The 304-nt window shown below is 43.1% G+C and carries 1 pseudogene; it reads left to right on the top strand.

From position 1 onward, the window contains the following. A pseudogene (locus B3O33_RS03695) lies at positions 1 to 304 on the top strand ([protein-PII] uridylyltransferase); the annotation flags it as partial.

The following is a 304-nucleotide window of genomic DNA, read 5'->3' as shown; positions in this document are numbered from 1 at the left end:
CCCTACATCATCAGGCCGGTCGTAAACAAGAAAAAATGATGATAGATCATCAGCGCGAACTGGCTAAACAACTCGGTTATGCAGACACCAATAACCGTATGGCCGTTGAACATTTCATGAAGGATTATTACCGGACGGTTCGTGCCGTTGGTCAAATGAATGCATTGCTGTTACAACTTTTTGAAGAAAATATCATCCTGGCTGATGAACCCAGAGATATTGAACCGATCAACCGTCGTTTCCAATCTCATAACGGTTATCTGGAAACCATCAATTCCGGCATGTTTGCTTACTATCCCTATGC

The sequence above is a fragment of the Methylophaga sp. UBA1464 genome, from assembly GCF_002325665.1.
In the GTDB taxonomy this organism is placed as follows: Bacteria; Pseudomonadota; Gammaproteobacteria; order Nitrosococcales; family Methylophagaceae; genus Methylophaga.
This window is presented reverse-complemented; position numbering and strand designations above follow the sequence as displayed.